Below are 23,271 nucleotides of genomic sequence, written 5' to 3' on the forward strand. Positions count from 1 at the left end.
CGGCAAATTGCGATCAACCACCCACGCTGAGCTTGCGGGTGCGGCGATTGCCCTGGGGGGCGCTGTCGACCACCTCACCATTGAATGTAACCGTCGCGGCCGCAGCGTTACCCAGCATCAGACTGAACGGTCCGCGACCATCCAGCTCCACCCGGGAGCCCGCAGGCTGCAGCTTGGAGATCATCTTGTAACCGGTGGCATCGGACACCTCGAGCCAGGATTCCTCGTCAAAGGAAATTACCAGCTGCGGCGCCGCAACGGCGCTTGCAGTCGGATTGCCGGCTGACTGGCCTTGTGGCTGAGTTTCTGGCTGAGCAGGGCGAGCCTGAACAGCTGCCGCGGGCGCTGCCACCGACGGCGCCGCAACCTGCTCCTCAACGGGAGTTTCTTCAGTAACGGCAACAGCGGCGCTCGCGACTGAAGAGTCCGCACCAGAGCCCTCACCGAGGTCATCCCCATAGCCAGCGACCAGGTCACCGGTTTCGGCAATTTCGGCATCGGTTTCCAGCGCATCATTTAAGCCCGCATCTTCACCGGTCAAAACTGAGCCCGCATCGCCCGCCTCTAAGGAAGCCGCGTCGGACGCTGCCAGGGAAACATCGGCTTCAGCGGTATCGGCCTGCGCACCGTAACTCGACGTTGCCCCCTGTAATTCACTGGTGTCAGCGCCCTGCGTGTCGATACGCACCAACTGGCTGGCACCACCGGACTGCTGATCCATCCACCAGTAACCGCCGGCGGCGGCAACGGCGAGCATCAGCACCATCGGCATGAACAATGAACCGCCCTGCTTTTCCCCGCGACTGGCCATCACGGTACCCACGGGGGCGCGATCGAAAACCTTGGAGGCCTCTGCCGGCACCTGCTGCACGAAGGCTTCCATCACTGCCGCGTTATCCAGCCCCAGCTCCTTGCACAGGTTGCGGATATAACCGCGCACGTAAGTGACGCCGGCAAAGCGCTCGAAGGCATCCTGCTCCAGGGCCTCGAGTTTGTCCGGGGTCATGCACAGGCGGCGCGCCAGTTCGTCACTGGTGAGACCCGCTTTTTCGCGGGCCGCCCTGAGGATGGCACCAACGGTGTTCGCGGACGCTTCGGGAGAAATGGAAACCACTTGGTCTGAAACCTGGTGTGAGATCTGGTTACTGCTGCTCATTTTCGGCCGTCATCTGCTGGTATTTCAGCGTTTCCGCTGAATAGGGAAAGAGATTTTTCAGCGCCAGGGCGTAGCTCCTTTCCTTGTCCCGATTGCCGAAGATTTTTTCAATGCGAATCCCCAACCATAGGGATTGCGGGATCTGCCGGTTCTTTTCATTGAAACGGTCGAGATACTGTTTTGCCTGGGCGTACTCGCCCTTCTCGAATTTGAGTTCCGCCAGCTCCAGCTGGGCCATGGGCATATTCGGGCTGAGCGCGAGCGCCTTCTTGAAGGCCTCCTCGGCGGCGTCGTTCTCGTGCAACCGCAGCTCGGCGCGGCCGAGGTTGGCGAGCGCGTAGGAACGGCGGTTGTAGGTCAGGTCCTCGGATGCCACCAGGAACTGCTCCTTCGCCTCGCGGTAGCGTTCCTGCTGATACAGGAAGGCCCCGTAATTCACCCGTGCCATGGAAAACTTGCTGTCGTAGCGCAGCGCTTTTTTGAAATGGGACTCCGCCACCGCCTTTTCATTGTCGGCCTGATACAGCAGTGCCAGACCATGGTGGGCTTGCGGATCCTTCGGCCCCAGCTTCAGCGCTTCCTGGAAATGATGCCGGGCCAATTCCCGGTTATCACTGCCGCTCTGCAGATAGCGCAGACCGAGCTGGATATGGGTTTCCCGCGCCTTGTCGAGATCCACCGACTTGCTGGGCCCGGAGGAAACACAGCCGCCCAACAGCAGAGTCAGGAAGAGACCGGCGAACACCGCCGGACTGGAAATTCTTGCAAACACGAGCTTCACCTTGTCGTTATCGGGGTGCGTTTGTACAGCCAGTTGCACCAACCGAGACGTCGGTGAGGATCAGGCCTGTCCGACGATCCGCACCGGGCGTTCCGCGTTGCGGTAGCGCTCCGAGCGACGGGTGCGATCGTTTACCTGACCGGCCAGCTGACCACAGGCCGCGGCGATATCATCGCCCCGGGTGGTACGCACGGTTACGGTATAGCCTTTGTCCAACAAAATCTGCTGAAAACGTCGCAAAGCGTTATTGCTGACCCGCTGATAGTCGGACAGTTCGAACGGATTGAAGGGTATCAGATTTATCTTTACCGGCACATCACGCAACAGCTCGCCCAATTGTTCGGCGTGCTCCGGGCGATCGTTCACGTCCCGGATCATGGTGTACTCGATGGTCATCTTGCGATGATTGTCCGGCATGCTCTCGATATAGCGCTTGGCGCTGTCGAGCAACATGGCGATGGGGTACTTCTTGTTGATCGGCACCAGCTCGTTGCGCAGCTCATCGTTGGGCGCGTGCAGCGAAATGGCCAGGCTGACATCGGTCACTTCTGCCAGACGATCCAGTGCCGGCACTACACCGGAGGTGCTCAGGGTTACCCGACGCTTGGAGATGCCATAGGCATTGTCTTCCATCATCAGGTTCATCGCGTCGACCACGTTGTCGAAGTTGAGCAGGGGCTCGCCCATACCCATCATCACCACGTTGGTCACCTTGCGCGGCCCTTTCGGCTGCAACTGGCCGAAGGACTTACACGCGATCCACACCTGGCCGATGATCTCGGCCGCGGTCAGGTCGCGGTTGAACCCCTGTTTGCCGGTGGCGCAGAAGCTGCAGTCGAGGGAACAACCCACCTGGGAGGACACGCACAGGGTGCCGCGCTCGCCATCGGGGATAAATACGGTCTCGATCACATTGCCGCCGGTGACTTCGATCAGCCACTTGCGGGTGCCGTCGGCGGAGTCCATCTGTTTCAGGACTTTGGGGGCACGGATCTCGGCCACTTCCGCCAGCTTCGCGCGCAGCGCCTTGCTGACGTTGGTCATCTGCTCGAAATCGTCCGCGCCGTTCTGGTGAATCCACTTCAGCACCTGTACCGCGCGAAAACGCTTCTCGCCGAGACCGTCAAAGAAATCCGCGAGCTTGTCCACGGACAGCCCCAGCAGGTTCACTTTTTCGGTTTGTTCGGTAGCAGCTTGCACTACTTGTACGTCGCTCATGGATTCACCTTGCATCGACATCGATGCGGAATAAGTGGGGTTTCACCGCGCAGGCACCCTTAGCCAGGGCCTGCGCGGTGAGCACGCAGCTAAATCGGGGGATTAGCGCGCGCAGATTTCTTCTGCAGAGAAGAAGTAGCTCACTTCGCGCTCGGCGGAAGTGGTGGAGTCGGAACCATGTACCGCGTTGGCGTCGATGCTGTCAGCAAAGTCCGCGCGGATGGTGCCGGCTTCGGCTTCTTTCGGGTTGGTTGCGCCCATCAGGTCGCGGTTAGCCTTAACAGCGTTCTCACCTTCCAGAACCTGTACAACAACCGGGCCGGAAGTCATGAAATCTACCAGATCCTTGAAGAAAGGACGCTCTTTGTGCTCGGCGTAGAAGCCTTCGGCTTTCTCGCGGGACAGCTGAACCATTTTCATGGCAACAATGCTCAGACCGGCTTTCTCAAAGCGGCTCTCGATTTCGCCGATTACGTTCTTGGCTACTGCATCTGGCTTGATGATGGACAGAGTACGTTCCAGGGCCATGGTTTTCTCCAATTTCAGGTTTTATGACAATTGCGTTTGCTATAGATACGAAAAGAGCAACCGGAGTTGCTCTTCCCTGAATTCTCTTCGCGGCGAATTGATGATTATTTAACCAATCTCGATTCGCGGAGCGCGGATTATACGCGTAGTGGGGTGAAGTTTGTACTGCAGATGTGACTATTCGTTTTCTTCGATCCAGGCCGCCTGAATGGCCTCCAGGATCTTCTCGCCACAGCGCTCGGGGTCGTCGTTGAAGTCCGGCAGGTCCATCACCCATTTGCGCAGGTCGACGAAGTTGACCGCAAGCGGGTCTACGTCCGGGTAGTTGTCGGCAAGTTCGATGGCAATATCGTGAATATCCGTCCACTTCATGGTCAAACCCTCGTGCTAATTCCGTTTAGTGGCGCTTAATGGCGCTCGGAAACCTGGTTGATGGTGTATTTGGGAATCTCCACCACCAGATCCTCGTCCTCCACCACCGCCTGACAGGACAGACGGGACTCCGGCTCCAGGCCCCAGGCCTTGTCCAGCAGGTCCTCTTCCAGCTCGTCCGGCTCAGCCAGCGAGTCAAAGCCCTCGCGCACGATCACGTGACAGGTAGTGCAGGCACAGGACTTCTCGCAGGCGTGCTCGATTTCGACACCGTTTTGCAGCGCCGCGTCACACACCGTGATGCCCGGCTCCACTTCAATGACCTTGCCTTCCGGGCACAGCTCCGGATGCGGCAGGAAAACAATCTTCGGCATAACTCAAACTCTCACTCAGTGACCGCCCTCAGGGCTTGTCGAATGGCCCTCTCAGGGCTTATCAAATTCATCCAGGCTGTGGCCCTGCATGGCGCGCTTGATGGACTTGTCCATACGGCGGGCGGCATAGGGCTCGGACAGCGTATTCAGTTCTTCGATACGGCTGCGGATCTCTTCCGGGGTACCGCCGTTGTGCGCCAGGCGCAGCGCCTCCATGGCCCGCTCCAGCTCGCCGAGCTCGCTCTCGTCCAGCAGTTCCGCGCCGTCCTCCCGCAGTGCCACCAGCATTGCCTCCAGGGTGCGCTCCGCCTCCACCTGGGCCTCGCGCAGGGCGCGCGCGGCAATGTCTTCCGCGGCGTTGGCGTAGGAGTCCTGCAACATGCGGGTGATATCGGTATCCTCAAGGCCGTAGGACGGCTTGACGGTGATTTCCGCAGCGACACCGCTGCTTTTCTCCACTGCACTGACCGCCAGCAGGCCATCCGCATCCACCTGGAAGGTCACGCGGATATGCGCCGCACCCGCCACCATCGGCGGGATACCGCGCAGCTCAAAGCGCGCCAGCGAACGGCAGTCTTTTACCAGCTCCCGCTCGCCCTGCACCACGTGGATCGCCATGGCGGTCTGGCCGTCCTTGAAGGTAGTGAATTCCTGGGCCTTGGCCACGGGAATGGTGGTATTGCGGTGGATCAGTTTTTCCGTGAGCCCACCCATGGTTTCGATACCGAGGGACAGGGGTATCACGTCCAGCAACAGCAGGTCCTCGCGGGACTTGTTGCCCACCAGCACGTCCGCCTGGATCGCGGCACCGATGGCGACCACCTGGTCGGGATCGATATCCGCGTGGGGCTCGCGCCCGAAAAACTCCTGCACCGTCTCGCGCACCCGCAGGGTTCTGGTAGAGCCACCCACCAGCACCACCTCTTCAACGTGTTGCGCGTCGAGGTCGGCATCCCGCAGTGCGCGCTTGCACGCGCGCAGGGTTTTGCTGATCAGCGGATCGATCAGCTCGGCGAGCTTATCGCGGGTCAGCGTGCCGGACCAGTTGCCAAAGGCCAGCGGCACCGAAGTCTCGCCAGCCAGCGCCTCTTTTGCCGCGCAGGCAAGGTTCAGCAGCTGGCGCTGGGTAGCCGCATCCAGATCGGTTCCGAGGCCAGCTTCCAAAGCCACCCACTCCGCCACCGCGCGGTCGAAGTCATCGCCTCCGAGGGCGCTGTCACCACCGGTAGAGAGAACCTCAAACACACCCTTGGACAGGCGCAGGATGGAAATATCGAAGGTACCGCCACCGAGGTCGTACACCGCGATGGTCTTGTCCGCCACATCGCCACCCTGGTCAGACTTGTCGAGGCCGTAGGCCACCGCCGCGGCGGTGGGCTCGTTCAGCAGGCGCAGCACCTTGAGACCCGCCAGCCTGGCGGCGTCCTTGGTGGCCTGGCGTTGGGCTTCGTCGAAATAGGCGGGCACGGTGATCACCGCGCCGTCGAGCGGTCCGCCGAGGGAGTCCGCCCCGCGCTCGGCCAGCACCTTGAGAATCTCCGCGGAAACCTGCACCGGGTTGACCGCACCGGCCACGGTCTCGATCGCCGGCATGCCCCCATTGTCAGTGGCGAATTTGTAGGGCAACTGGTCGCCGAAATTTTTGATATCGGCGAGACCGCGCCCCATAAAGCGCTTGATGGAAATCAGGGTGTTGTAGGGGTCGTCACCGGCAGCGGCGCGCGCGCCGTAGCCCACTTCCACGCCGCCTTCGCTGTAGCGAACCGCGGAGGGCAGGATCACGCGACCGTCTGCAGCCGGCAGGGCTTCCGCGGTGCCACTGCGCACCGTGGCCACCAGGGAGTTGGTGGTGCCGAGGTCGATACCTACTGCGCGCTTGCGCTGGTGCGGTTCGGGGGTCTGGCCGGGTTCGGAAATCTGCAGTAGTGCCATAGTTCTATAAAAATGTTTTCGATAACTTGAGTGCGTTCAGTCGCGAGGAATTCGTTCAGTCCAGAAGCTCTTCTTCGAGCACGTCGATCTGCCGGCGCAGCTTGGCGAGAAACTGCATCTTGAGTAGCGCGGACTTCGCGTGCTCCAACTCCTGGCTTTTCAGGCCTGTGGAAAACGCCTGCTCCTGAATGCGGAACAGGTCTGCAGCATCGCTGCCCAGCTCATCCAGCTCCAGTTCCGGGTTGGCGGCATCGCGCACTTCTTCCAAACGCTCGCGCAGAATCATCTGCTGCATCAGGAATTCGCCGTCGGCAGTGGTCTGCTCGGGATGGATCTCGACACCGGCCAACTGCAGCAGGTATTGCGCGCGGGCCACCGGGTCCTTGAGGGTATTGTTGGCCTCGTTGATCTGCGCCGCGTACTGCATGGACAGCATCTGCTCGCGATCGGATTTGGCGGCGAAGCGGTCCGGGTGAAACTCCTGCTGCAACTCGCGGTAGCGCCTGGTCAGCAACTGTCGGTCCACCTCGTAGGCCACCGGCAGACCGAAAATTTCAAAGTGGTTCTGCTGCAGTTTCATAAAGAAAGCTTCATGTGAGTTCGCCGAAGGCTTTATAACAAAAAGGCCGGCATGCACTCGGGCATCCGGCCTTCTGCTGCCAGAAAAATCTCCCCGTTTACACGTGGAAACTTTCGCCGCAGCCGCACTCGTTCTTCACGTTCGGGTTTTTGAAGGCAAAGCCCTCGTTCAACCCTTCCTTGACGAAATCCAGCTCGGTGCCGTCGAGGTAAGCGAGGCTTTTCGGGTCTACCACCAGCTTTACACCGCCGGCTTCAAACACTTCATCTTCCGCCTCGGCGTGGTCGACAAACTCCAGTACATAAGCCATACCGGAGCAGCCGGCGGTCTTCACACCGACGCGAATTCCGATGCCCTTGCCGCGACTGGCCAGTTGTTTGGCAACGTGTGCCTGGGCCGCTTCGGTCATGGTAATGGCCATGTGCTCTGCTACTCCTTACCGCCTGATAACTTTGGATGGGTCCGCGCTTAACCCGCGGACTCTTCCACCTGCTCACCGCGTTTTTCGCGGATATTGCGCACCGCCGCCTTGATGGCGTCTTCCGCCAGAACGGAACAGTGGATTTTCACCGGCGGAAGCGCCAGTTCTTCGGCGATCTGGGTGTTCTTGATCTGCACCGCCTCGTCCAGGGTCTTGCCCTTCACCCACTCGGTAAGCAGGGAGCTGGAGGCGATGGCGGAACCGCAGCCGTAGGTTTTGAACTTGGCATCTTCGATGATGCCGGCATCGTTCACCTGGATCTGCAGACGCATCACGTCACCACAAGCCGGTGCACCGACCATGCCGGTACCCACGTTATCCGCTTTGTCGTCCATGCGGCCGACATTGCGGGGGTGTTCATAGTGGTCAATTACTTTATCGCTATAGGCCATGACTGTACCCTCTCAATTCGTTTCCAATGCCGCCCCGGGCAGCGATTAGTGTGCTGCCCATTCGATGGTGCTGAGATCAACACCATCCTTGTACATGTCCCAGAGCGGGGACAGCTCGCGCAGTTTTTCCACCGCCTTCCTTACTTCTTGGGCCGCAGTATCCACGTCCTGTTCCGTGGTAAAACGACCAAAACTGAAGCGCAGGGAGCTGTGAGCCAGCTCGTCGTTCACACCCAGCGCGCGCAGCACATAGCTGGGCTCGAGGCTGGCGGAAGTACAGGCGGAACCGGAGGAGATCGCGAGATCCTTCAGGGACATGATCAGGCTCTCACCCTCAACAAACGCGAAGCTCACGTTCAGGTTGCCCGGTACACGATGCTCCATCGAGCCGTTGATGTGCACCTCTTCCATATCGCTGATCTGACTCCAGAAGCGCTCGCGCAGGGCGATCAGGCGCTTGGCCTCTTCCGCCATCTCTTCCTTGGCGATACGGAAGGCTTCGCCCATGCCCACAATCTGGTGGGTGGGCAGGGTACCGGAACGCATGCCGCGCTCGTGACCACCGCCGTGCATCTGGGCTTCAATACGTACGCGCGGCTTGCGGCGCACATACAGGGCACCAATACCCTTGGGGCCGTAAATCTTGTGCGCGGAGAAGGACATCAGGTCGACCTTGGTGTTTTCCAGGTCAATGTCGATCTTGCCGGCGCTCTGGGCCGCGTCCACATGGAAAATGACTTTGTTCGCGCGGCACAGCTCGCCGATCGCTGCGATGTCATTGATCACGCCAATCTCGTTGTTGACGTGCATCAGGCTGACCAGGATGGTGTCTTCACGCAGCGCTTCCGCCACCTGCTCCGGGTAGACGATGCCGTCTTCCTTCGGGTTCAGGTAGGTGACCTCAAAGCCTTCACGCTCCAGCTGGCGGCAGGTGTCGAGCACCGCTTTGTGCTCGATCTTGGAGGTGATGATGTGCTTGCCCTTGCCCTGGTAGAAGTGGGCGGCACCCTTGATGGCGAGGTTGTCGGACTCGGTGGCACCGCTGGTCCACACGATTTCACGCGGATCGGCGTTGACCAGTTCCGCTACCTGGCGGCGCGCATCTTCCACCGCTTCCTCGGCCTTCCAGCCGAACAGGTGAGAGCGGGATGCCGGGTTGCCGAAGTTGCCGTCCATGGTCAACTGCTCCGCCATTTTACTGGCGACGCGCGGGTCTACCGGGCAGGTTGCCGAATAATCCAGGTAAATGGGAAGCTTCATAGTCTCTGGTCTCCACTCGCCGGTTACTGCCGGCGCCATACTGCTGTCACTTGCTGCTTTTACTGTCTGAAAAGCGCCTATCAGTGCCCAAGGCCTGATCGGGCGGCCGGCACATTACTGCAAGCCACCAATAATCGCTACTTTCTGTTCAATCATTCCGTCCGCGCCGCTGCGGCAATCCTGACGGCGGGCTACCTCCTGCACCTCGGAACGCTCAACCAGGTCTGCTAGGCTGATGCCGTTCAGGAAGCTGTGAATCTGGCGACTGAGATCCGTCCACAAATAATGGGTGAGGCACTGTTCGCCCCCGGAACAGTCGCTGTTGCCGCCACAGCTGGTGGCGTCGACGGATTCGTTGACCGCATCGATGATTTCCGCCACACAGATTTCAGCACCGGGCCGCGCCAGGCGGTAACCACCACCGGGGCCGCGCACACTGGAAACCAGGCCGGACTGGCGCAAACGGGAGAACAGCTGCTCTAGATAAGACAGGGAAATATCCTGGCGCTTGGAAATATCCGCCAGGCTGATGGGGCCGCGCTCCGCGTGCAACGCCAGGTCGAGCATGGCTGTGACCGCATACCGCCCTTTAGTTGTCAAACGCATATCCCCTCCTGTCGCTCCGGCTCGCGGGTCGTTTAACGACCTCTCGCGGACTATAGACCCGAGCCAGCACCACTGAATCGGGGCGCGAGTATGAAATAACCCACTACCGTGGTCAAGTATATAGCCGAGCAAACTGGTCGGGTATTTGACGGGAGGTTATACCGATTGGTTATCCAAGCCCTGTTCGAGGGCATATAACCCTCGAACGCCGCCCCTACCCGTGAAACTTGCCCCGGATATCAGTCCGGGCGCCCCTGGCCGCCGGAGCGGTGAATATGGTTCTGGATCGCGGTCAGCATGCCGCGCAGGATCCCCAGTTCCATATCGTCCGGACGCACTCGACTGAACAGTCGACGCAGGCGGGTCATGGTCTGACGGGGATTATCGGGGTCGATAAAGCCGAGCTCGCCCAGCGCTACCTGCAGATGCTCGTAGTAGAGCTCCATATCTGACGCTTTGGCCGGCGGGCGGTCCCAGTCGGAGTAGCTGAGCGGCTCACCGCGCTCTGCATCCAGCGCGGCCATGCGCGCCTCGTACACCAGCACCTGCACCGCGGTGGCGAGGTTCAGCGAGCTGTACTCGGGGTTCGACGGGATATGCACATGGAAATTGCACGCCTGCAGCTCTTCATTGGTAAGCCCGCGGTCCTCGCGGCCGAACACCAGCGCCACCGGATGGGTTTTCGCCTCCGCCACCGCGCGCACGCCACACTCCCGCGGGGTCAGCAGTGGCCAGGGGATACGGCGCTCGCGGGCGCTGGTGGCCACCACCAGGCCGCAATCCGCCACCGCCTCTTCCAGGGTCTCCACGACCACCGCGCTGTCGAGCAACTCGGCGGCACCGGCGGCCCGCCACACCGCATTGGCGGCGGGGAACTCCCGCGGCTGCACCAGATAGAGCTGGCTCAGGCCCATATTCTTGAGTGCGCGCGCAGCGCCGCCGATATTGCCCGGGTGGGCGCTGTTCACCAGCACCACGCGGATATTGCCCAGCGCGTCGAGCGCAGACTGGGAGGCGGTGGAAGTTGCGGTTTCTGAGGGAGAGGTCGCCATGGAGATCACCGGGTACTGGGTAGGACTATCGAATGTCGGGATTTGATACAGGAAGTGCCGAACACCGAGCCTACACTTGCGTGTTACAAAACGGGCGCGGAGTGTAGCAAAATTGCACAGGAATCCCTACAATCGCGCCCGCCCGGCCAGCCCGGTGCTGCTTTTTTAGAATCCACTAACTGATCGCGGAATTCCTATGGAACCCATGCTGAATATTGCCCTGCGCGCGGCGCGCAAGGCCGGTGAACTGATTGAACGTGCCTGGGAGCGCGGCGACCTGATGAAGTTTGAAGAGAAGGGTCGCAACGATTACGTGACAGAAGTGGATCGCGCCAGCGAGCAGGAGATCATCTATCACCTGCGCAAGGCATTCCCCAAACACAGTATTCGCGGTGAGGAGAGCGGCCTGCAGGAAGGCGCCGAGCCGGAATACGAGTGGATCATCGACCCGCTGGACGGCACCACCAACTTTATCCACGGCTGCCCGCATTTCGCCATTTCCATCGCCTGCCGCTACCGCGGCCAGATCGAACACGCGGTCGTACTCGACCCGATCAAACGCGAGGAATTCACCGCGAGCCGCGGCCGCGGCGCCGCGCTCAATGGCCGTCGCATCCGCGTATCCAACCGCCAGGGCCTCAATGGCGCACTGATCGGTACCGGCATCCCGTTTAACGGTCACTCGTTGGAAAACATCGACCCCTATCTCGCGGCGCTGAAAGAAATCGCCGGCCAGACCGCCGGTATCCGCCGCCCCGGCGCCGCTGCGCTGGACCTGGCCTATGTGGCCGCAGGCCGCTTCGACGGTTTCTGGGAAATGTATCTGAACACCTGGGACATCGCCGCGGGATCCCTGCTGGTGAAGGAAGCCGGCGGCCTGATCAGCGACTTCCGCGGTGGCAACGACTATCTGGACACCGGCAACCTGGTGTGCGCCACACCGAAGACCTTCAAGCCGCTGCTGCAGATCGTGGGCAAGCACCTCGGCAAGATCCGCTGAGCCATACGCTCCGCTTGCTCGCAGTGAACCGGCCGCAGGGCCGGTTCAGCTCTCCAGTTCAAGCTGGGACAGTTCAGACCTATTGAGGTCCCGACGCGCCAGCCCGGCCTTTTCCGCCAACCGCTCTCTTCTTTTTTCACCGGCTTCTGCCAACAAATCCTCAAGCGGTTGCGGCCGCCCAATGTAGTACCCCTGCACCAGATCCACACCGATTCTGTTCAGCCTGTCCGCGGTGGCTGCGTCCTCCACGTATTCGGCAATGGTGCGCGCCTTCAGGCGATGGGCCACCTGGTTGATGGACTCTACGATCATCAGGTCGACAAAGTTCGACTCCACCTGCCGCACAAAACTGCCATCGATCTTGATGTAGTCGATGGCAAACGCCTTCAGGTAATTGAAGGAACTGAGGCCGTTGCCGAAATCGTCCAGCGCCACCTTGCAGCCCATTTCCCGCAGCGTCTCCACGAACTGGCTGGCGCTCTCCATCTGGTTGACCATGGCAGTTTCGGTAATTTCGATACCCAGGCGATCGACAGGCAGCGCCGAATTTTCCAGTAATGCGAACAGTCGCTGCTGGAAGGCACTGTCACCAATGGCTTCCGCAGACAGGTTCATGGCAAAGCTCAGGCCACTCTGCGCCACCGCCCGCACCTGCTCGCGCAGGAATTCATTCATCACCCAGTTGTCCACCTGCAGCATCAATCCGTAGCGCTCGGCGGCGGGAATAAAGGCACCGGGTGGAATCAGGGTGCCGTCCGCATCCACCATGCGCACCAGCAACTCGTAATGGCTGATATTTTTCGGAGCATCGGCACTGGCGATGGGCTGTGCGAACAGGCGCAGACGGTTTTCATCCAGCGCCTCGCGAATGCGCGATGCCATATGGATTTCCCGATGCTGCTCGGCGGCGGCACTACTGTCGGCCTCGTAAAGCATCACCACACCGCGCCCGGCGTGCTTCGCGGAATAACAGGCCACGTCCGCCTGGCTCATCAGGTCCGCAATCTGGTTGTTGTCACGGCGGACCTCCGTCACCCCCACACTGGCCCCTACATCGAAAATACGTCCGCCCCAGGGAAAACGCAGCGCGGCAATTTTCCGCACCAGTTGCTCGCAGCGTCGCCGCCCCTGCTCCTTGTTACAATCCCGCAGCAGAATGCCGAATTCGTCGCCACCGAGGCGCGCCACGCTGTCGCTCTCGCGCAGCTCGCCGCGCAGAAACCGCGCCACATTGCGCAGCAGCGCGTCGCCGGCCTGGTGCCCGGCGCTGTCGTTGATGACCTTGAAGCGATCGAGGTCCATATAGGCGAGCACGTGCACGGTGTCGTTGTTGCGCACACTGGCGACGGCGTCCAGCAGATCCCGCTTGAACGACTCGCGATTGGGAAGATGGGTGAGGTCGTCGTGGCTCGCCTTGTAGCGCAACTGCCGGATCAGTTCACGGGTTTCGGTAACGTCCTGGAATACCAGCACCGCACCGAGCAATTGGCCACTACCGGTACGCAGCGGCGACGCGGAACACTTCACGTCGTAACTGTTGCCGTGGCGGTTGTGTAGCACCGTACCCTCGGCGGAAAACACCGGTTTCCCACTACTGAGGCACTCGTTCACAGGACAGGTAATGAGGTCGCCTTCGCGGCCGCTGGCCATCTGCAGAACCGTTCTCACCACCCTGCCTTTTACCTCCTCCAGAGTCCAGCCGGTGAGCTGTTCGGCCACCGGATTCATGAACGTTATCCGCTGCAACAGATCGGTGGCGATCACCGCGTCGGCGATGGCATTCAGGGTGACCTGGAGATGTTCCTTTTCCTCCTCCAGTGAGCGCGCCATGTTTTTGTTTTCGGTGATATCCCGCAACACACCGATCAGGCGCAGTGGCTCGCCGCGATCACCAGATTCCATCACCCTGGCGACCTCGTGAATCCAGCGCGTGGCCCCGGAATCGGTGCGCACGCGGTACTGGCGGTCAATATTCGGCGCGAGTCCGGAAAAATGCCTGCGCTGCGCCAACAGCAGGCGCTGGCGGTCTTCAAGACAGACGCGGTCGAGCCAATCCTGGCGGCTGGCAAGGTACGCGGCATCGATGCCCACACCGCTGTTGAGCCACTCGGAAAAAAAGGTTTTTCCGGTAATGAGATCCCAGTCGTACACCACCTGGCCAGTTACCGTGAGAGAAAACTTCCAGCGTTCCTCGGCTCTCGCCAGCTGGGTCTCGCTGCGCTTTCGCCAGTCGATATCCTCCACCTGTACCACCGCGTACAGCGGCTCGTTGCGCATGCCGCGTGCGAGGCTGCAGGACCAGTGGCCCCACACCTGCTCGCCACTTTTGCGCAGGAAGCGCCACTCCGCGTCCTGGACAAAACCCAGCTCAAAGTCAATCTGCGGTGTCGGTGAACCAGCCCCATTCAGGCTTCCAGCACAATCGGAAAGGCACACCACTTCGCGAATATTGAGCCCGCGCAGTTCCACTTCGGAATACCCGATAAAACGGCAGAAACTGGGGTTGGCCTGGATAATGCGATTGTCCAGCGATACCAGCAGCATGCCGATACGGGAAGACCCCATGGCGGTGCGGAAGCTGCTCTCCACCTCGATGATTCGCTGGCTGCGCTTGCGCTCGATACCGGAGGTAACTGCCATTACGTAGGCCGGCACCATGCCCACATACAGTGGCAGAACATCCAGGATGTTGCGCGCGTTCTGCAAGTCTTCCGGTAACCACTGACCGCCATGGACCAGCAGCATCGCCAACATCAGTACCGCGGAGAAAATCACCAACAGCGCCTGTGGCAACTCCAGCCGGGATGCTGCCCAGATCAACGGCAAGGTGATGAATACGAACGGATCAGGAAACACCTCCAGCAGCAACAGACTGCTGACCAGCGCCGCCACCCCCACGGACAACAGGCGCAGATAGGAGCGCACAAACAGTATCCGCGGCGCGGTTTCGCTGGTAAGCAGGTGAATCAGCGGCAGAAACATGCAGATGCCGATGGCATCCGCCAGATACCAGAGCAGGAATACTTCGCCGAATGGGATGCCGCGAAAATAGGCTGCAATGCCGGCGCCGACACTGGCCCCCGCCAGGGTCGAAAGAAAAGCACCGAAGAAAATGAACCTGATCCAGCGCCACATGCTGCCAAAGAAATCGCCGTCGGCGCAGAACAGTCGCAGCATGCCGGCAGCGACGATGACTTCCACTACGCCGGCAAGGGAATAGAGTGGCGCGATGAACAGCTCCAGTCCACTGGCCAGCGCAGCCAGCAAGTTGCCGACAAAGGAACCGCCGAGCAGCAACGGCCAGGCGCGCAGTTTATGGCGATAGAGCACGGCGATGGCGAGGGCATCCGGTAGCCAGATGATGGCGACACCGTTGCTGAGAGCGAGGAAATTCTTACAGAAGTACGCCAGGCAAAAGCTGCCCACCAGCAGTATCAGGGCATCGTGCAGCGGGCGTTCCCGCTGTATCTGCGCCGCGGCTGCCGGGCCGGCCTTGGAATATCCACCTGTGTCGTGAACGGGCATCGAGCACAACTTCCTGTTGCAATCTTGTTGTTATCGTCTGGCGGACGCAGCCAAATACCTCCAGCTTTGGTCGCTGGCGCCGCGTATGTTTTTATTCCCGACAGATATTCAGGATCACCTGTCCGCCTGCTTGACCGCACCACTGAAGTCCACGGAGGTCAGGCTGTTACGCAAGCCCTCCGCCAGCGACGCGAGATCATAGGAGGTGGGCACACACACATCCACATGCGGACTGCGCTGGTCGACAATTCCCAGCAGCGGTATATGTGCGGTGGCGCTGTCACCGCGGACGATGGCCGCAAAGTCCTGCAGGGACACCCCCGGCAACTCACCATCCAGCAAAATCACATCCGGTCGCCCGGTACGTGCGGCAAAGATCCCACGCATGGCATCCGTGGCGATCTGGATTTCCACTTGCGGCACGGCCGCCAATACTGACTTCATGCGGCTGGCGGAGGACGTCCTGCCGGTGACATACAGTACCCGACAACCCGGCAGCATGCGCGTGTAATCCGGGCGCGCCGCCATCTGCAGGACTTCGTCCGGGGCGTCGTTCATCATGAATTCAATCCAGAAGACCGAGCCCTGCCCCTCTTCGCTATCAAAGCCAATACGGCCACCCATGGCTTCCGTCAACTGCCTGGCGATAGCGAGCCCCACCCCGGTGCCTTCGATTTTTCCGCGCTCGGCGCCGAGGCGATTGAAGGGTTCGAACACGTGGGCCTGTTTGCCGGCGGCGATACCGCAACCGGTATCCAGCACACTGAGCCGCAACCACCCCTCAGCCTGGGGGGCAAAGGTGATCACCACCCGGCCACCCTCGCGATTGTACTTGATGGCATTACCCACCAGATTCAGAACCACCTGTTTGAAGCGCACCCGGTCCGCGAGGATGTAGGCACGCTCCCAGCCCAGCGGTTCAAAAGTGAGACTGACCTTGCGGGTTTCCGCCAGCGGCTCCAGCAGCTGGCGGCAATCCGCCACCAGTGCAGCGGGCTGTATCGGCTCGATGGTCGGTGCCAGGCGATTGCTGTCGATACGCGCCAGATCGAGCACATCCCCCACCAGGTGCAGCAGGTGCTGACCGGCCTTGCGGATTTCCGCCAGGCGCAGGCGCTGGTCCGGGTTCAGGCTCTGATCCAGCTCCACCATCTGGCTGTATCCGAGAATGGCGTTCAGCGGTGTACGCAGTTCGTGGCTGAGGCTGGAGATGAGTGCACTGCGATCCTGGCTCTCCTGCTTCAGCCGCCGCAGTTCCTCCTCCATGCGCAGCTGCTTTTTCTTGCTCGCGGTGATGTCCTGCAACGTGCCCAGCACCCGTATCGGCTGCCCGGCACTGCTGCACTGTACATTGCCGCGACAGCGTACCCAGATGATGCCGCCCTCACGATGGCGCAGGCGGAACTCCACATCCAGCGGCAGTTGCTCACGCACATTGTCTTCCATCGCCTGCTTTACATCCGGGTAGTCATCCGCCTGCATATGGGTCTTCCAGCGCGCCAGCGCCGCGCGGGCATCCGAGTCGCCGGGGCCGCGGGTGTAGCCCAGTATCCGCCAGCAGGTGGCATCGAGCACCACTTCGTCCACACGCAGGTCCCACTCCCACAGACCATCGCCCACCGCGTCCAGCGCGTAGTGAAAGCGCTCGCCGGAGAAATACGAGAGGGAGCGGGGAGAAATGGATTCGCTGTAATCGGTACAGCCGCCGAGGAAAAAACGCTCGCCGCTGGGATCGCTGAAGGCGCGCGCCCACAGCCGCAACCACACCGGTTGGCCGTCGCGAGCGTAAGCGCGAATGGTGGTATCCATGAATTTGCCCTGCTGGCACAGGCGATTGCGCAGTGACAGCAGACTGTCGCGATCGTCCGAGTGCACCAGCGCCAGGTCCCCGGTCCAGACACCAGCGAGCGCAGTTTCCGGGTCCCGGTGCAGCTGCCCCCACAGATTTCCGGTAGCCCGCTGCACACCGCTGGCCGGGTGCCATTCCCACAGGCCGCGGTTAGCGCTCAACAGCAGGCTGTGCAGATACTGCACCTGTGTCAGCGCCTGGGCGGGGGGCAACCCTTCAAGCTCGCCGGGAGTGGCGAGATTCAGGCCGACCACTGTAGATGAGGGGGATGCAGAGTTCGACACCGTCTTGCCGTCGGGCTCGTCCAGGCATTTGCCGGAGGCCTCACAATTTGCGGGATAATCTCGGGCTAGTGAATCACTTATCGGTGGATAAAAAAAGGCCCCGCAATGCGGGGCCCAAAATAGCGATGATGAGAGAAAACGGGAAGTCACGCATTATTTCAATTGCCATAACCCGTGAAGGATTCCCGGAGCGCAGGCCATGTGGCCTACACACTAGGTATAGCAATCGCTGTGCCAACTTTTAAAAAACCACTAAAAACTTGTTCTTCCAGTTGTTTCCGAACAAAATTCATCCAATCGAGAACGGAGCGAATCACCTGCATTCCGCCGAGGAGCGCCACATTAAGCAAAAATGACAGCGCTTGACCCAATTCGGAACGCAAAATTCCTCTTCCGCACCAAAATGGCGCACCCAACCATTCGTTTCAGGATTAACTGACTAACCGTTCTCAAAATTACCGTGCAGGTCCTCCCTGGAAGATGTTCGCCGGGGGTATCTGGGTTAGCATCTGCCTGTTGGCTCTAACAAGGTTGTAAATATGAAAGCTGTTCCCGAAGCTCCCCGTATCTGGCTGACCACCATCCTGTTTGCCAGTACCGCACTGGCTGCCCTGGTGCTGGTTCCGCTGTATGGCGTGATGGTGGGCTATCACTGGTACCAGTGGCTGGCATTTGCCGTGCTCGGTGCCTTCTGCGGATTCTCCATTACCGCGGGCTATCACCGCCTGTGGTCCCACCGCACCTATGAAGCGCACTGGTCGCTGCGCCTGTTCTTCGCCCTGTTCGGCGCCGCCGCGCTGCAGAACAGTGCGCTGATCTGGTGTTCCGGTCACCGCCGCCATCACCGCCACTGCGACGACAACGACCAGGACCCCTACTCCGCCAAGCGTGGATTCTGGTTTTCCCATATTGGCTGGATGCTGCATGAATATCCCAGCGGCGCGGTGGATTTCGACAACGCCAAGGACCTGCAGCGCGACAAGATCGTGATGTGGCAACACAACCACTATATCGCCATCACCGTGGCGATGAACGTAGGCGTGCCTCTGGTTCTGGGCCTGTTGACCGGTGATGTACTCGGTATGCTGCTGCTCGCCGGCGTGCTGCGCATCGTGGTCAATCACCACACCACGTTCTTCATCAACTCCCTGGCGCATATCTGGGGCCGCCGCCCCTACACCGATGAAAACACCGCGCGCGACAACGACCTGTTGGCGTTTTTCACCTTTGGTGAGGGTTACCACAACTACCACCATATTTTTCAGACCGACTACCGCAACGGCATCCGCTGGTATCAGTGGGATCCGACCAAGTGGCTGATCAAGACCGCCAGCTGGCTGGGCCTCGCGCACAACCTGAAGACGGTGCCGGCGATGCGCATCCAGCGCGCCATGCTGTCCATGCAGTTCAAACGTGCCGAGCAGAAACTGGCAAGCTCCAAACACAAGGAGAGCTGGAAAGAACTGCTGGAGCGCGAGGCGCAGGACTTTTCCGCGGCCCTCGCCGAGTGGAAGGAGCTGCAGCAGCAGCGCTACGAAAACGCCCGCGAGCGCCTGGTGAGCAAATGGGAAAACGCCACCATCCGCACCCGCGTAAAAGAACTGGAATACAGCCTCAAGATGCAGCGCAAGCGCCTGCAGATCATGATGGAGCAGTTCCATCTGGCACCGGTGGCGGCGTAAGCGTTACCAGCCATGAAAAAGCGGCCCTCGGGTCGCTTTTTTTATGCGTGAAAGAATGTCGGGGCCGTGGAAGCGGGTCCATTGCGCGGGTAAAACTGTGGTGACCAAATAGTACTCACGGGCCGGTGAAGAGTTGAACGCCGCGGGAAATGCACTATAACCATAGAAGAGGCATCGCACTTGCTTCCGCCGGTGCCTCTCCCGCTAAAACCATAATGAAATCAATCATCGAGAAGGCGCAGAGATGAAGACGTTCAAACAGGCCCACGAGATTCTCAAGAACGCCCAGAAGTTTCATCTGGATATGGCCGGCGTTTACCAGCAGCTGCTGGAGAGCGCCCAAGACAAGCGCACAGAGCTTCTGCTGAAACACCTGCACGAGCACGAGCTGCGCATGGCCAATAACCTCAAGAACTACGGCGCGGTGGCACAGCAGAAGGTGATGCAGACCTGGCTCCAGTACACCCACGAAGAGAGTGCCGGCGATCTGGTGAAAAATCAGTACCTGAGCGACAAGCCCAGCATTGAGGAAATAAACCAGCTCGGACAAGAGGTAGATCGCTATTTTTCCGAGCTGTACCTCGCCGTATACGGCGCCATCGAGTCCGCGGAAGTGAAGGAAGTGTTTGAAAACCTCAAACATATCCAGGACAAAGAGCGGATCACCCTGTCCATGGCCACCAATTCACTGTGGGATATGTAATCCCCGCCAATTTACCTCTGTCTTCCCACCTGTGGCGCCCGCTCCCCCCGCCTGCGGGGGAGCGGGCGATGTGACTGAACTCCCAATGTCAGATTGAATTTGGCGAAACTGGCGCGCAAAGTCTCAAATATGACCGATTTGTGAAAAGCCGGTATTGCCTTCCGACAGCTGCCATTGCTATTTTGACAGCGATGTCATTTCGTGGCGCCGAGGTTCTAGCGTCGAATTCCTATAAAAATAATCTGCCGCAAGGTGAACATTTCATGAACAATTACAAGCTCAGCCTCGGTCTGATGACCGCGGCCATGCTGACGGCAGGGCACGGCTACGCCGCCGTCGACTGCACATCGCTTCCAATATGGAGCACCAACCAGTCCTATTCCGGAGGCGCCCAGGTCCAGCACAATGGCAATGCCTACCAGGCGAACTGGTGGACCAGCAATCACAACCCGGAACAGTTTTCTGGCCAGTATCAGGAGTGGAGCCTGCTCGGTGCCTGCGAGGGCGACGTGGATCCCCTGCTGCCTCCCGAGGGCGCCATCACCGCCCCCACCGCGGGTTCTTCATTCAGCAAAAATGACAACGTTGTCATATCGGTTTCCGCCAGCGATGCGGATGGTCAGGTCGCCGCGGTTGAGTTTTTCGTCGACGATACATTGATCGCGACCGACACCGCGGCTCCCTGGCAGGCCACCTGGACTGCAGCCACTGTGGGCAGTCCGTCGCTTACCGCGCGCATCGTCGACAACGACGATCTGTCAGTGACCACCGCTCCGGTGTCGATCACCGTGGAAGACGTGGTCGTGGGTCCGGTGCCACCGTCCGTCAGCCTCAGCGCACCGGCAGACGGTTCCAGCCATGTTACCGGTGCCAGCCTGACCATTACTGCCAGCGCCTCCGACAGCGATGGCAGCGTCAGCCAGGTGGCGTTCGTCGTCGACGGCAACCTGATCGCCACCGATACCAGTGCACCCTATAGCACCTCCTGGACCGCCACTCTCGGCAGCCATACCATCTCCGCCATCGCCACCGACAATGACGACCTCAGCGCCAGTGCCGAGGCGACCATCAGTGTTGCCGACGAGCAGGTCGTCGTCGGCGATCATCCCTGCCGCCCGGACGGCCTCTACACCACCCCGGGTACCGCGCCCAACTACTGCGACATCTACGACGCAGAGGGCCGCGAGGATATGGGGACCGATCACCCGCGCCGCATCATCGGCTATTTCACCAGCTGGCGTAATGGCGCCAACGGCCAGCCCAGCTACCTGGTGAAGGACATTCCCTGGGGCAAGATCACCCATATCAACTACGCCTTCGCCCATGTCGGCAGCGACTACTCCGTATCCGTCGGCAACACCGACAATCCAGACAACCCCGCCACCGGCATGGAATGGCCCGGTATCACCGGCGCGGAAACCGATCCGGATTACGCCTACAAGGGCCACTTCAACCAGCTGTCCAAATTCAAGGAACAGTACCCGGAGGTAAAAACCCTGGTGTCCGTAGGCGGCTGGGCCGAGACCGGCGGGCATTTCAATGACAACGGCGACCGCGTGGCCGACGGCGGCTTCTACAGCATGACCACCAATGCGGACGGCAGTATCAACCACAACGGGATCGAGACCTTTGCCGATTCCGCGGTGAGCTTTATCCGCAAGTACGGCTTCGAAGGGGTGGATATCGATTACGAATACCCCACCTCCATGAACGACGCCGGCAACCCGCTGGACTTCGGCATCTCCAACCCGCTGCGCGGCGGTTTGATGGACTCCTACGTAGAGCTGATGCGGGTGCTTCGGGAAAAACTGGACCAGGCGGGACAGGCGGACGGCACCCACTACATGCTGACCATTGCCTCGCCGTCCTCCGGCTACCTGCTGCGCGGTATGGAAACCATGCAGATCACCCAGTACCTGGATTACGTCAACATCATGACCTACGACCTGCACGGGGCGTGGAATGAATACGTTGGCCACAATTCTGCGCTGTTCGACAACGGCAACGACCCGGAACTGGCGGCGGCGAGTGTGTACACCACCTCCCAGTACGGCGGCATCGGCTACCTGAACATCGACTGGGCAGTGAAATACTTCCGCGGCTCCATGCCCGCGGGCCGTATCAACGTGGGTATTCCCTACTACACCCGCGGCTGGCAGGGCGTGACCGGCGGCAACAGTGGTCTCGGTGGCTCCGCGGCACTGCCGGCACAGTCCCAGTGCCCCGAGGGTACCGGCGGCGCGTCCGACTGCGGCAACGGCGCCATCGGTATCGACAACATGTGGCACGACCTGGACTCGGCCGGCAACGAGATGGGCGCCGGCTCCAACCCCATGTGGCACGCCAAGAACCTGGAAAATGGCATCCTCGGCAGCTACGTGACCGACTACGGCCTGGATCCCGCCAACGACGCGGCCGACGCGCTGACCGGCACCTATGTGCGCAACTACGACAGTGTCTCTGAGGCACCGTGGCTGTGGAATGCGCAGAAGAACGTGTTCATCTCCACCGAAGATGAAGAGTCCATGGACGCCAAGGTCCAGTACGTCATCGACCAGGGCGTGGGCGGCATCATGTTCTGGGAGCTGGCCGGCGACTACGACTGGAATGCAACGAAGGGCGAGTACTACATGGGTGACACTCTCACCACCCTCGCCTACGACAAGTTCGCCAGCGCCGCCAAGTACCGCCATCTGCGTAGCGACCGTGTCATTCCGCAGGAGGCGCTGGACATCGGCATCGAGATCACCGGCTTCAAACTGGGCGACCAGAACTATCCGCTGAACCCGAAGCTGTACATCACCAACAACACCGGCGGCACCCTGCCCGGTGGCACCGTGTTCGAGTTCGACATGCCGACCTCCACCTCCAACATCATCACCGACCAGAGCGGTGCCGGTCTGGAAGTGATTGAAGACGGCGCCAATGCCGGCGGCGGTAACGTGGGCGGCCTGGAAAACGAATTCCACCGCGTGCGCTTCAGTCTCCCCGCCTGGCAGAACCTGGCAGACGGTGAAACCTGGGATATGACCCTGAACTACTACCTGCCCGTCTCCGGCCCACAGGCCTACACCGCTACCGTAAACGGCAGCACCTACGCCCTGGCCTTCGAGTATCCCGACCTGCCGCTCGGTGAGCTCAGCAGCAGTGGCGGCGGCAGTTCCAGTGGCGGTAGCTCCAGCGGCAGTGGCGGCCAAACCTGCGCCAGTGCCGGTGTCAGCACTGCGGGCCTCGTGACCTATCCCGAGTGGCCGCATGGCAGCTACGCCGTCGGCGGTGAGCAGATGATCCACGACGGCAGCGTGCTCAAGGCCAACTGGTGGACCAATTCGGTACCGGGCACCGCCGATGGCAGCTGGTCTTTCGTCTGCTCAATCTGACACCAGAAAATGGAATTCATCGGCCGGCGACGCAGCGCCGGCCCCCTCTCACAGGATGGGTAGCAGTAACGTGTAAATCTCTCTCTGCGTTGTGACCAATAGGAAACTCCTGTACA

20 protein-coding genes are annotated in these 23,271 nt (G+C 60.4%); 4 read left to right on the forward strand and 16 right to left on the reverse strand.

What is annotated here, in order from left to right; translation table 11 throughout:
• Nucleotides 1–13 precede the first annotated feature (13 nt).
• The 13 genes from R5R33_RS04560 to trmJ form a co-directional block, all read right to left on the reverse strand.
• Entirely contained in the window at nt 14–1,156 is a 1,143-nt protein-coding gene (locus tag R5R33_RS04560) for a RodZ domain-containing protein (protein WP_318954863.1), read from the reverse strand.
• Nucleotides 1,143–1,928 (reverse strand): type IV pilus biogenesis/stability protein PilW, encoded by a 786-nt coding sequence (gene pilW, locus R5R33_RS04565; RefSeq protein WP_318954864.1) that lies wholly within the window; start codon nt 1,926–1,928, stop codon nt 1,143–1,145. The genes R5R33_RS04560 and pilW overlap by 14 nt, the downstream gene beginning before the upstream one ends.
• A gap of 69 nt (nt 1,929–1,997) precedes the next feature.
• On the reverse strand, nt 1,998–3,155 hold the full coding sequence (rlmN, locus tag R5R33_RS04570; RefSeq protein WP_318954865.1) for a 23S rRNA (adenine(2503)-C(2))-methyltransferase RlmN: 1,158 nt from the start codon (nt 3,153–3,155) through the stop codon (nt 1,998–2,000).
• 102 nt (nt 3,156–3,257) lie between these two features.
• Nucleotides 3,258–3,683 carry a nucleoside-diphosphate kinase gene (ndk, locus tag R5R33_RS04575; protein ID WP_318954866.1) on the reverse strand — a complete coding sequence of 142 codons (426 nt, stop codon included), beginning with the start codon at nt 3,681–3,683 and terminating at the stop codon, nt 3,258–3,260.
• A 177-nt stretch (nt 3,684–3,860) separates the two neighbouring features.
• Nucleotides 3,861–4,055, reverse strand: a complete 195-nt coding sequence (gene iscX, locus R5R33_RS04580) for a Fe-S cluster assembly protein IscX (RefSeq protein WP_404810383.1) — start codon at nt 4,053–4,055, stop codon at nt 3,861–3,863.
• Between the two features lie 35 nt (nt 4,056–4,090).
• A complete protein-coding gene (fdx, locus tag R5R33_RS04585; RefSeq protein WP_318954868.1) occupies nt 4,091–4,429 on the reverse strand; it encodes an ISC system 2Fe-2S type ferredoxin in 339 nt (112 codons plus the stop codon).
• Between the two features lie 51 nt (nt 4,430–4,480).
• Nucleotides 4,481–6,361: a Fe-S protein assembly chaperone HscA gene (gene hscA, locus R5R33_RS04590; RefSeq protein ID WP_318954869.1), complete on the reverse strand. Its 1,881-nt coding sequence runs from the start codon at nt 6,359–6,361 to the stop codon at nt 4,481–4,483.
• 55 nt (nt 6,362–6,416) lie between these two features.
• Nucleotides 6,417–6,941, reverse strand: a complete 525-nt coding sequence (hscB, locus tag R5R33_RS04595; RefSeq protein ID WP_318954870.1) for a Fe-S protein assembly co-chaperone HscB — start codon at nt 6,939–6,941, stop codon at nt 6,417–6,419.
• A 97-nt stretch (nt 6,942–7,038) separates the two neighbouring features.
• Nucleotides 7,039–7,362, reverse strand: a complete 324-nt coding sequence (gene iscA / locus R5R33_RS04600) for an iron-sulfur cluster assembly protein IscA (protein WP_318954871.1) — start codon at nt 7,360–7,362, stop codon at nt 7,039–7,041.
• 47 nt (nt 7,363–7,409) lie between these two features.
• Complete coding sequence (gene iscU / locus R5R33_RS04605) at nt 7,410–7,814, reverse strand: Fe-S cluster assembly scaffold IscU (RefSeq protein WP_318954872.1); 405 nt, start codon at nt 7,812–7,814, stop codon at nt 7,410–7,412.
• Between the two features lie 45 nt (nt 7,815–7,859).
• Complete coding sequence (locus R5R33_RS04610) at nt 7,860–9,074, reverse strand: IscS subfamily cysteine desulfurase (protein ID WP_318954873.1); 1,215 nt, start codon at nt 9,072–9,074, stop codon at nt 7,860–7,862.
• 114 nt (nt 9,075–9,188) lie between these two features.
• Nucleotides 9,189–9,680, reverse strand: a complete 492-nt coding sequence (gene iscR, locus R5R33_RS04615) for a Fe-S cluster assembly transcriptional regulator IscR (RefSeq protein ID WP_318954874.1) — start codon at nt 9,678–9,680, stop codon at nt 9,189–9,191.
• Nucleotides 9,681–9,919: 239 nt separating this feature from the next.
• A complete protein-coding gene (gene trmJ, locus R5R33_RS04620; protein ID WP_318954875.1) occupies nt 9,920–10,732 on the reverse strand; it encodes a tRNA (cytosine(32)/uridine(32)-2'-O)-methyltransferase TrmJ in 813 nt (270 codons plus the stop codon).
• Nucleotides 10,733–10,928: 196 nt separating this feature from the next.
• Between trmJ and R5R33_RS04625 the strand changes: the two genes are divergently transcribed.
• Complete coding sequence (locus R5R33_RS04625; RefSeq protein WP_318954876.1) at nt 10,929–11,732, forward strand: inositol monophosphatase family protein; 804 nt, start codon at nt 10,929–10,931, stop codon at nt 11,730–11,732.
• A gap of 45 nt (nt 11,733–11,777) precedes the next feature.
• Here the strand turns inward: R5R33_RS04625 and R5R33_RS04630 are convergent, their stop codons facing one another.
• The 3 genes from R5R33_RS04630 to R5R33_RS04640 form a co-directional block, all read right to left on the reverse strand.
• On the reverse strand, nt 11,778–15,257 hold the full coding sequence (locus tag R5R33_RS04630) for an EAL domain-containing protein (RefSeq protein ID WP_318954877.1): 3,480 nt from the start codon (nt 15,255–15,257) through the stop codon (nt 11,778–11,780).
• A gap of 114 nt (nt 15,258–15,371) precedes the next feature.
• Nucleotides 15,372–17,390, reverse strand: a complete 2,019-nt coding sequence (locus R5R33_RS04635; protein WP_318954878.1) for a hybrid sensor histidine kinase/response regulator — start codon at nt 17,388–17,390, stop codon at nt 15,372–15,374.
• A 206-nt stretch (nt 17,391–17,596) separates the two neighbouring features.
• Nucleotides 17,597–17,773 (reverse strand): hypothetical protein, encoded by a 177-nt coding sequence (locus R5R33_RS04640; protein WP_318954879.1) that lies wholly within the window; start codon nt 17,771–17,773, stop codon nt 17,597–17,599.
• 156 nt (nt 17,774–17,929) lie between these two features.
• Here R5R33_RS04640 and R5R33_RS04645 point away from each other — a divergent pair, with 156 nt between their 5' ends.
• From R5R33_RS04645 to R5R33_RS04655, 3 genes are all read left to right on the forward strand, one after another.
• Nucleotides 17,930–19,072: a fatty acid desaturase gene (locus R5R33_RS04645; protein ID WP_318954880.1), complete on the forward strand. Its 1,143-nt coding sequence runs from the start codon at nt 17,930–17,932 to the stop codon at nt 19,070–19,072.
• A gap of 244 nt (nt 19,073–19,316) precedes the next feature.
• Nucleotides 19,317–19,775 carry a hypothetical protein gene (locus tag R5R33_RS04650; protein ID WP_318954881.1) on the forward strand — a complete coding sequence of 153 codons (459 nt, stop codon included), beginning with the start codon at nt 19,317–19,319 and terminating at the stop codon, nt 19,773–19,775.
• A 263-nt stretch (nt 19,776–20,038) separates the two neighbouring features.
• Nucleotides 20,039–23,155: a chitinase C-terminal domain-containing protein gene (locus R5R33_RS04655; RefSeq protein ID WP_318954882.1), complete on the forward strand. Its 3,117-nt coding sequence runs from the start codon at nt 20,039–20,041 to the stop codon at nt 23,153–23,155.
• The last annotated feature ends 116 nt before the right edge of the window (nt 23,156–23,271 follow it).

It is taken from the genome of Microbulbifer pacificus (assembly GCF_033723955.1).
Taxonomy (GTDB): domain Bacteria; phylum Pseudomonadota; class Gammaproteobacteria; order Pseudomonadales; family Cellvibrionaceae; genus Microbulbifer; species Microbulbifer pacificus.

Excerpts from the sequence above, each read along its gene's own strand:
- R5R33_RS04560 (WP_318954863.1), bottom strand. The coding sequence starts at position 1,156 with ATGAGCAGCAGTAACCAGATCTCACACCAGGTTTCAGACCAAGTGGTT.
- rlmN (WP_318954865.1), bottom strand. The coding sequence starts at position 3,155 with ATGAGCGACGTACAAGTAGTGCAAGCTGCTACCGAACAAACCGAAAAA.
- ndk (WP_318954866.1), bottom strand. The coding sequence starts at position 3,683 with ATGGCCCTGGAACGTACTCTGTCCATCATCAAGCCAGATGCAGTAGCC.
- iscX (WP_404810383.1), bottom strand. The coding sequence starts at position 4,055 with ATGAAGTGGACGGATATTCACGATATTGCCATCGAACTTGCCGACAAC.
- fdx (WP_318954868.1), bottom strand. The coding sequence starts at position 4,429 with ATGCCGAAGATTGTTTTCCTGCCGCATCCGGAGCTGTGCCCGGAAGGC.
- hscA (WP_318954869.1), bottom strand. The coding sequence starts at position 6,361 with ATGGCACTACTGCAGATTTCCGAACCCGGCCAGACCCCCGAACCGCAC.
- hscB (WP_318954870.1), bottom strand. The coding sequence starts at position 6,941 with ATGAAACTGCAGCAGAACCACTTTGAAATTTTCGGTCTGCCGGTGGCC.
- iscA (WP_318954871.1), bottom strand. The coding sequence starts at position 7,362 with ATGGCCATTACCATGACCGAAGCGGCCCAGGCACACGTTGCCAAACAA.
- iscU (WP_318954872.1), bottom strand. The coding sequence starts at position 7,814 with ATGGCCTATAGCGATAAAGTAATTGACCACTATGAACACCCCCGCAAT.
- R5R33_RS04610 (WP_318954873.1), bottom strand. The coding sequence starts at position 9,074 with ATGAAGCTTCCCATTTACCTGGATTATTCGGCAACCTGCCCGGTAGAC.
- iscR (WP_318954874.1), bottom strand. The coding sequence starts at position 9,680 with ATGCGTTTGACAACTAAAGGGCGGTATGCGGTCACAGCCATGCTCGAC.
- trmJ (WP_318954875.1), bottom strand. The coding sequence starts at position 10,732 with ATGGCGACCTCTCCCTCAGAAACCGCAACTTCCACCGCCTCCCAGTCT.
- R5R33_RS04625 (WP_318954876.1), top strand. The coding sequence starts at position 10,929 with ATGGAACCCATGCTGAATATTGCCCTGCGCGCGGCGCGCAAGGCCGGT.
- R5R33_RS04630 (WP_318954877.1), bottom strand. The coding sequence starts at position 15,257 with ATGCCCGTTCACGACACAGGTGGATATTCCAAGGCCGGCCCGGCAGCC.
- R5R33_RS04645 (WP_318954880.1), top strand. The coding sequence starts at position 17,930 with ATGAAAGCTGTTCCCGAAGCTCCCCGTATCTGGCTGACCACCATCCTG.
- R5R33_RS04650 (WP_318954881.1), top strand. The coding sequence starts at position 19,317 with ATGAAGACGTTCAAACAGGCCCACGAGATTCTCAAGAACGCCCAGAAG.
- R5R33_RS04655 (WP_318954882.1), top strand. The coding sequence starts at position 20,039 with ATGAACAATTACAAGCTCAGCCTCGGTCTGATGACCGCGGCCATGCTG.